The organism is Paraburkholderia sediminicola (assembly GCF_046027825.1).
GTDB lineage: Bacteria > Pseudomonadota > Gammaproteobacteria > Burkholderiales > Burkholderiaceae > Paraburkholderia > Paraburkholderia sediminicola_D.
This window is the reverse complement of the sequence record NZ_JAQQDU010000173.1, coordinates 1-7,924: the sequence shown is the minus strand read 5'-3', so window position 1 is coordinate 7,924 and position 7,924 is coordinate 1. Positions and strand designations below refer to the sequence as shown.

Annotated in this window: 11 protein-coding genes; 9 read left to right on the top strand and 2 right to left on the bottom strand. The window is 58.6% G+C overall.

The genetic code is table 11. From position 1 onward, the window contains the following. The 4 genes from PQQ96_RS40975 to PQQ96_RS40960 form a co-directional block, all read left to right on the top strand. On the top strand, positions 1-463 hold a 463-nt coding region (locus PQQ96_RS40975), incomplete at its 5' end, for a hypothetical protein (RefSeq protein WP_408302963.1). A 47-nt stretch (positions 464-510) separates the two neighbouring features. Beyond that, the gene (locus PQQ96_RS40970; protein ID WP_408302961.1) at positions 511-681 is read left to right on the top strand and encodes a hypothetical protein; all 171 of its coding nucleotides are present in this window, start codon (positions 511-513) and stop codon (positions 679-681) included. Continuing rightward, the gene (locus tag PQQ96_RS40965; protein ID WP_408302959.1) at positions 681-1,874 is read left to right on the top strand and encodes a hypothetical protein; all 1,194 of its coding nucleotides are present in this window, start codon (positions 681-683) and stop codon (positions 1,872-1,874) included. The genes PQQ96_RS40970 and PQQ96_RS40965 overlap by 1 nt, the downstream gene beginning before the upstream one ends. 3 nt (positions 1,875-1,877) lie before the next feature. Continuing rightward, on the top strand, positions 1,878-2,060 hold the full coding sequence (locus PQQ96_RS40960; RefSeq protein ID WP_408302957.1) for a hypothetical protein: 183 nt from the start codon (positions 1,878-1,880) through the stop codon (positions 2,058-2,060). A 489-nt stretch (positions 2,061-2,549) separates the two neighbouring features. Here the strand turns inward: PQQ96_RS40960 and PQQ96_RS40955 are convergent, their stop codons facing one another. After that, complete coding sequence (locus PQQ96_RS40955) at positions 2,550-2,786, bottom strand: hypothetical protein (protein WP_408302955.1); 237 nt, start codon at positions 2,784-2,786, stop codon at positions 2,550-2,552. 123 nt (positions 2,787-2,909) lie between these two features. On the opposite strand from PQQ96_RS40955, the gene PQQ96_RS40950 reads away from it, so the two are divergent. The 5 genes from PQQ96_RS40950 to PQQ96_RS40930 all read left to right on the top strand — a co-directional run bounded on the left by PQQ96_RS40950 (position 2,910) and on the right by PQQ96_RS40930 (position 7,100). Beyond that, a complete protein-coding gene (locus PQQ96_RS40950) occupies positions 2,910-3,290 on the top strand; it encodes a hypothetical protein (RefSeq protein WP_408302953.1) in 381 nt (126 codons plus the stop codon). Further along, positions 3,290-3,871, top strand: coding sequence for a phage tail protein (locus PQQ96_RS40945; protein ID WP_408302951.1), 582 nt, complete (start codon positions 3,290-3,292; stop codon positions 3,869-3,871). The genes PQQ96_RS40950 and PQQ96_RS40945 overlap by 1 nt, the downstream gene beginning before the upstream one ends. Further along, entirely contained in the window at positions 3,871-4,962 is a 1,092-nt protein-coding gene (locus PQQ96_RS40940; protein WP_408302950.1) for a tyrosine-type recombinase/integrase, read from the top strand. Before PQQ96_RS40945 ends, PQQ96_RS40940 begins: the two co-directional genes overlap by 1 nt. A gap of 331 nt (positions 4,963-5,293) precedes the next feature. Further along, the gene (locus tag PQQ96_RS40935) at positions 5,294-5,815 is read left to right on the top strand and encodes a hypothetical protein (RefSeq protein WP_408302948.1); all 522 of its coding nucleotides are present in this window, start codon (positions 5,294-5,296) and stop codon (positions 5,813-5,815) included. 67 nt (positions 5,816-5,882) lie between these two features. Then, positions 5,883-7,100 (top strand): DUF5677 domain-containing protein, encoded by a 1,218-nt coding sequence (locus tag PQQ96_RS40930; protein WP_408302946.1) that lies wholly within the window; start codon positions 5,883-5,885, stop codon positions 7,098-7,100. A 53-nt stretch (positions 7,101-7,153) separates the two neighbouring features. Here PQQ96_RS40930 and PQQ96_RS40925 read toward each other — a convergent pair whose 3' ends face one another. Then, positions 7,154-7,876 carry a hypothetical protein gene (locus tag PQQ96_RS40925; protein WP_408302944.1) on the bottom strand — a complete coding sequence of 241 codons (723 nt, stop codon included), beginning with the start codon at positions 7,874-7,876 and terminating at the stop codon, positions 7,154-7,156. Positions 7,877-7,924: the final 48 nt, after the last annotated feature.

Below are 7,924 nucleotides of genomic sequence, written 5' to 3'. Positions count from 1 at the left end.
CATCAAGCGGGGCGTGCGGGCGGGCGCCGCCGACATCGAGCCGTTGGTGGCCAAGCGCCGCGGCTTGATCAGGACCGAACTGGAATCGCGCCGCGAAATCGCTATCGACGAATACGTGGAGGCCGTCGAAAAGCTGGCACCGATCTTCGCGAAGATGATCTCGGCAGACCGAATGATCCGGAAGATTGGCGAGGCTGGTGCCGCGCGACAGTTGCCCGGCGAAGCGTTGCTCGAGCGGCTGCGCCTTGAGCGCCTCCCGATCCCGTGGGACAGATCCGGGAAGGAGCGGCCGATTCGCGGCGCTCGTGGCTGGGCCCCGGGCATGTTCGAGGCTGCGGAACCGTACATGAAATTCGAACCGGTGCTCGCGGAACCGTCGTGGCTTCGCGACGACACCCTGATCGACGCCAGTCTGGAATCGCTTGCCGGCGAGCTGCGCGCAGCGGGTGTAAACGGCATCTGACCATCACCATGTGCCGCTACGGCGGCGCGCTATCGGAGAACGGCAAGATGGAAACCACAAACGAAGGCAACGTCGATTCATCGAGCGTGCCGCAAGTCATCGATTCGGAAGCCCCTTCAGGCAAATTCGGGGCGCCGTTCGGAGGCGTTTTCGGGCGTGACGTTGAACAATTTCAGCGCGACGCCGAAGCAGCGTTGCTCAATAAAGGAGCTGATTAATGGATCGTCTCATAGCGGCGAACTCGGTGCCGTTCGCGAGCGCGGATACTGCGCCCGTGAGTGGAACGCCTCAATACGCGACCGAAGGCAATCCGGTGACCGGCACGCCGGCTACCGTGTTCCCCGCCTACGCGTGGAACATGCTTCAGGATGAGATTTACAACGTCATCATCGCAGCAGGGCTGACGCCAAATCGCAATGCATGGAATCAGCTGCTCACCGCGATTGAAACGATGCTGCAGGGGAGCACAACAAACGTAGGTGTCGATACTGGCGCCGCGAACGCATACGTCGTTGCCTTCACGCCGGCGCTCTCAGCCCCGGTCCCGTGGGCTCCCTTCTGGTTTGAAGTGAAAACGACGAACACAGGCGCATCGACGCTAAATGCGACAGGTACAGTCGAGCCGCTCGTAGGCGCTGCTCACGCGGCGCTGCAAGGCAACGAGATGGTTGCCAAGGGGAATGCACTAGTTTATTGGAACCCGACGCTCGCATCGGGTTCTGGATCGTATGTCCTGATGTTCTGTTCTGGCGCCTCGGAACAGGTCGCAAACGCCACTCAGCCGCAGCATGCTATTCCGCTCGGCCAGCTTCAACAGAACTATGCCTGGCAGGGTGGATTCTCCATTCTCACGTCCAGCGGCAATTTCACAGTACCGGCGGGCGTGTATCGCTTGCGCCGTAAGTTGTGGGGAGGCGGTGGCGGCTCCGGTGGTGTCGGCTCGTCTGGTAACGGCGCGGCTGGCGGCGGTGGCGCAGGCGGCTTTGCCGAAGACATCATCACCGTCACGCCGGGCCAGGTCATCGCTTACACCATCGGCGCTGGCGGGGGTGCGGGCGGCGTCGGGGGCACGGGCGGCACGGGTGGAACAACGACGATGGGCTCACTAAGCGCTACCGGCGGCACCGGAGGCGCGGTGAACTCAGTAGGCGGCGGCAACGGAGGGACGGCGGGCACTGGTTCGGGCGGCATAAATAACTTGCAGGGCGGCTCCGGAAGTTCTGGCACGACGGGGAGCGGCGTCGGCGGTTTCGGCGGCACAGCTAGCGGCGGCGGTGGTGCTGGCGGCGGGGGCGGCACTGGTGTCGGTGGCGCAGGTTCGGTACCGGGCGGCGCTGGCGGCGGTTCGGGGGGAACCGGCGCCAACCCAGGTGCGGCCGGTGGCCGCGGTCAAATCAATCTCGAATGGTGATCTATGACAATCCAAAACTACGCATTAATCGAAGCGGGAGTTGTGGCGAACGTAATTGTCTGGGATGGCGATACCGAAAACTGGGAACCCCCTGCCGGTCAGATCGCGGTTGTTATTCCTGACGCCCCTGCAGGCATCTCGATTGGCTGGACATATAACGGTTCGACGTTTGCCGCGCCGGCCTAACTGACCACCCGCCATCAACCTGGATGCGCTGCTCCGGCGGCGCACAACTCACACAGTGAACTTCGATATGAAACGACTGTATGCGCGATTCGTGCTGTGGATGATTCGGCCAGCACTCGAAAGGCGCCAGCCGCCGGACACGATTTCAGCGCCCCAAGAAAGCGCCGCATTTAGCGACTGGGAAGTGTATCAGTCGACCCACGCTCGTTTGGCAACGGAGCGAGCCATTTTTCCCAGCGAGCTCGCATAGCTTCGAACGCGGCGATGGACGCTTCTGAACCAGGTGTCCCCAGTGCCATCGATAGGTGTCGTTCTGCGTAGGTGTTGAACAGGGCTCGAAGAGTATCGCGGTGCGGATGAGTATCGAGCAGAGCGGTGATTAGCCAGCCCTGAACGAAAACCTCAGCTCTCAGAAGGTCCATCTCTGTGGGTTGTGTCACGAGTGCCTCGATTGTCGAGTGGTTGAACGTATGTCTCGTGAGGCTGCTGTCACTTGAGCAGCGCTAGAAAGGCGGACACGTGGGGCTTCAGCCGTTCGACCGCTGCGTGCGGCTCTGACGGGTCCCGGCTGATCGTTTCATGCTTTTCGATCGCTGCCTTGAATTCCTGTATTGCGTATTGCTTCTCGCCGGATGTCAATTTGTTGAACAAGGTCGCAATTGCGATCTGAAGCACATCGAGTTTGGCGCCCAGCTCACCTGTCGCGCCCAGTTGCTCTTGGTTCATGCGTGCCCCGCTATGTCGTGGTTGAGGAAGGAGATGGCTTCAATTCTCGCATGGCGGCGGCACGCACCCCTTTTTGACCTGAAGCCCAGCATTTGCGGCAACGCATAGAGGAGAGTGGTCTCGATGGAAGGAAAATTTTATCCGGCGACACCGCTGGGCGAATTCGACGACATACACGCGGCTCTCGAGAGTGTTGGTGTGCGCGGCCACTACGCCGACGTGATCGTGGCCGAGATGGACAGCGCCGCTACCGCACCGAGTGCATATCGATGCGCTGTCAACGGAGAAGACGGGCCGGACGATTCGGCGCTTGTGATCGTCCCCCTCGAGGGTGACCGGGTTGCGATTTACCTCGGCTTCCCCAGCCTTTTGGCTGATTCCCGCGACGGTGCCCTCATGTTGGCGGCCGAGGCGCTGCTTGACGCCGCGCTCGCCGGCGAGTTTGAAGAGCCGCCGGTGATCAACGCATTCCAGTGGCACGCACCGCGGACGGTACTTCAATAATGTTCAAGCTCGACATCAAAACCAACGGCAAACAGATCGAGGCCTCGTTCGCCAACGTCCTCGCTGAGCATCGAAAAGCAGTCGTGCGCGCGTTGAACAAGACTGTCGAGCAGGCGCGCACCGCTGCATCCGTAGAGGTGCGCGCCGCCGGCTACAACCTTAAGGCGAGCGCCATCCGGAAGTCGTTTTCGATCAAGCGAGCGACAAACAGCAATCTCGTTGCCACCTTGAAGGCCACTGGTCAGCCGATCGCCCTCATCAACTACGGCGCTCGTGCATCGAAACGCGGCGGTGTGACGGTCAACGTAAAGACCGGTAGCACAGTATTGAGACACGCTTTCATCGCGACGATGCCCAACGGTCACCGCGGAGTGTTTCAGCGCGTCGGCAATGGGCACAAAAAGGTCGTGCGCAACGGCAAGACAGTAAGGACCGGGTTGCCGATCAAGGAGCTCTTCGGACCGTCGATCCCGACAGCATTGGGCAATGACGTTGTCGAGAAGGCGATCATGAAGAAGATCCGAGAGAAGTATCCGCAGATCCTCGCTCACGAGATCGCTTTCCTTTCGATGAAAAAATAATGGGCGCCGCGAACTATCACCTCTTTCGTTCCGGTCGGGTCTGGCACGTCCGCTTTCAGGTTGACGGTAGGCGCACGCAGCTCTCGACGAAAGAAACGGATCGCCAACGTGCTGAGAAGGTCGCCGAGCGCGCGTGGCGAAAGGCTGCATTGTGGTCGCGCGGCGGCAAGGAAATCCCGACGCTGCGCGAGCTCATCAAGATGTGGCTCGAAGTGCACACGCCGACCGTCAGCACGTCGCACGCCAAGATCGTGGAGACGTTTGGTCGACTGCATCTCTTTGGGCTTGCCGATATCGAAATCGATCTGATCACCACACAAATGGTTGAGGCGGCGCGCCTCGAATGGCTGAAGACACGCTCGCCGATGTCGGCCAATCAGTCGTTGAAGGTCTTGAGGCTCCTGTGTGGCTGGGCTATCAAGCGCGGCATGCTGCCGGCGATGCCGTTCCAGGTCCGCGCACTAAAGGTCCAGAAGCGAGTACGAGCGGTACTGCCAACGGCCTTGGTTCAGGACTGGCTCGCGGTGATCGACAAGCGGGAGGGTGATCGCCTTGGTGTTCGCGTTGCCGTGCGACTCATGCTCGGACTTGCGTTAAGGGAAGCGGAAAGTAGGACCGGACGTTGGGAGTGGTATGACAGCGAACGGCGGCTATATACCCCTGGCGTCACGAAAGGAAAGGAGACCCCGACCGCATTGCCCGTTCCGGATTGGTTGTTCGACTTTCTGGAGCCGCTGCGAAAGCCATCCGGCCTGATGATCGCTCGACCTGACGGCAGGCCCTATCCAGCCGGATTCACTCGCAACGCGATGCTTGAGGGCAACAAAGCTGTCGGCGCACCGCACATCACGGCTCACAGGCTTCGTGGTTCGCTGGCGACACTTCTTTCTGAAAACGGTGTACCAGCGCAAGACGTGCAGACGCTACTTCGACATTCCTCTATCACAACGACGTCGCTTTATTTAACGACAAACATGGATCGTGTAGCACGCGGTCAAGCGCGCATCGCTGACAAGATCGGCTTCGGATTACGCACCGAGACTGACGGCGCGCCAATGGCGCGTGACGCCTCGGAAGCCGCTACAGGCTGAACGATGACGATGACTGCCAGTCATCGAGATGAAACGCGCCGCGAGGCCGCAGAAATGCCCCGGCGATCGGCCAAATCGGCCCTCAGGAAGGTCGGCTTAGGTAGGCCAGGGCATAGGGGGTCCTCCGTGGAGGGTTATGTCATGCGGAGGCTATAACCCGTGAACTCTCGGTAGCCATGAATTTTTAAAAGGGCTTAACACTTTTGGAGATTAACAGATGTCATACATGTCACAGGCTCAATACGCACGTCGAATTGGCGTGTCACGCGCAGCGATCTCACAATGGAAAAGACAGGGGAGGCTTACCCTGGGCGGCGCTGGAGGCGAAGAGGTGGACGTCGAAGCAACGGACGCGAACCTGAAACGGTTTCGCCGCCACGGTCTTCCGCCTGTCGATCTCTACCCGGAAACTGTTAAGCGCGGGCGCCCGAGCGTTAAGCAAGCGGAGGAACTTAACACCGAACCTGCACGCTTAACATGCGGCGAGGTGATGGAGCGCCTGAGTCGCAGGGACTGGGCACAGACCTTCGATTGGAGTGATGCGGTGCAGCATAAGCGCGCAGTGATGGCCGCCAGGTGTGTGGGTTGGGAGGCCGTCTGGTCGGATGCGCAGGAGGACCGCCCATGGGCAGGTTTTCAACTGCAAATCCCAGCCTATATCGCCGCTCACGGCCTGACACTAGACGCAGTGCCGGCGGGCCACGGCTTCGAGCTCGATGCGTGGGAAGTCATCAAGATATGCCGCGCGGAACTCGAGCCGGTCGACGGTGACGAGGATGAAGAGGTGTCGGCGAGGGTCGATCTGCTGCCGGTGCTGGCCCATCCTTTCTCGGAATATGACAAACCGCAGTAGCTCGAGCTGCGGGGCACCCACCCGGCGGAGGTGTTGCTCAGTGAATCACCGGGAGTTGCTCATACTCATGGAAGTAGTTGTGCCTGCCCGGATCCCGGGTCACAACTGCGGTAGGGAGCAGCACGAGGAAGCCGCTTCGGCGGTTTTTTCGTTTAACGGCCTTGCTAGATCGCTGTGTTTACGCTTTATTGCGTTGTTGATGACAACAGCGGAGATGGTGATCGATATGGCCGATCAGCCCCAAGAATTTACCGATAAAATTAAGGCGTCCTTGCGCGAGGTACTTCCCGAGGCAACAGAAGAAGTTGACGAATGGGTTGAAGAAAAACGACCACTCCTTCTTGCATTGTTCGCTGAGTCAGTGGCGAACGATCTAAACAAAAATCAGGCTGCTCTCATAAAAGGAATATATCGGGATCTGGCGGGATTCCAACGGAGATTGCTTGCTACTTGGCGAGAACCCTTGCACAGGTTGGATTCTTTAATTCATATGTGCATGGAAGTAGGAGATGACATAAACAAAGAGTATCGGCTCAACGCTAATGCGGCCCCTTCGTCACGCCGCAATGTGACGACCCGCTTGCACACCAGAGCCGTTCAAGTTTCCAACGAAATTTCTTGCCTATTGAAGGGAGGATATCCAGACGGCGCCATGGCGAGATGGCGTTCGTTACACGAAACCACGGTCATGCTGGCGTTTCTGGCTGAGCACGATGAGGATTTGTCAAAGCGCTTTACAGATTATCAAAAAATACAACGTTTGAGACACGCGGTCCAATTTAACAAACATCACGCAGTCCTTGGCTTTGAGCCGATACCAGAGACCGACATCAGCCGCTACCGGCTGGAATTTGACAACGCCGTCGAACAATATGGAAAGAATTTCAAAGAAGAGAACGGATGGGCGACCCAGCTTTTTAATAAGCCAAAGGTGACGTTTCGAGATATCGAGGAATTTGTTGAAATGAGTTATCTAAGGCCGCAATACGGATTCGCCAGTAAAAATGTGCACTCGGGGATCGATAGTATTGGCTATAAGCTTGGTCTTTCGATGAGCGGGAAAGACATCCTCCTTGCAGGACCGTCGAACGAAGGGCTTATAGAGCCGATCCAGTGCACAAGCTTTTCACTCGTTAGCGCGACATCTGAACTCATCTCGACCTCCCCGACTGAAGATAGGGAGGTCATGGAAACGGTCCTATGGAAGTGGCACGATCTGATAAAGGACGAGGTGCTGCGTGCTTCCGATGCGTTAAAAGAAAAGGGCGACGCTGCGTCAAAATAGTCGGCGGCGAGCGCACCTCTCGCAGAAAGCGCTACACGGTGGCCTTTTTCGGTTCATTGCCCCCGAAACAACATCGGAAGGCCAGAGAACAACCGCTGCTGGCGTGGTTTCACAAACGCGCAAAGATTTTCCCACTCAATTGATGCTTTGGCCATGATGCGCAGCGCCCTACCTCGAAGCGGTACGAAGTCGCGCGGTATCGCCTCGATTCCATCAAACAGTGACCGCTGACGCTCGGCCGTTGTCGCGGCGATCGCCAGTCGAGACCTGAATACCCCAATTGTGATTGCGAGATGCGCGGCGACCATGCTGGAGTCGTTGTCGAAGTGATCGAGGGTGCGTAGGTAGGCAACGGCTTCGGTAAATCGCCCTGCAAGACGATCCTCGCTGGCGGCACTTTCCTCGGCGCGCTCGATCGCAATTTCCGGCTCGTAGACGTCTGGAGCAGTCAGGCTCGAGGCGAGAGAGTTTGGAAGGAGTTCGCCGTCGTCGCCGGCTTGCTCATGGTCCAACTGTACTGCGTACCGCATCTTGCGATTCGCAAAGCGGCCGAACGCTTTGCGGAGCTTCGTCAGGATCGCTTCCTGGAAACTCTCATCCTCCGGTGCGAATTCAACGCCGGCCTCTTCATGAAGGTCCTGAGCGGCCAGCCACGCCTCGTTTTTCAGGTCATCGACGGAATGCTCGCCGCGTGTGCCGTAGGCGAGGCGCCGCAATTGATCCAGCATCGGCGAGATCAGCCGCGCGAAGAAGGAATTGTCGTGGTTGGATGGCATGCCGGAATACTAGCGGCAAACATCGGCTAGGCCCAGGAGGCGGAATCC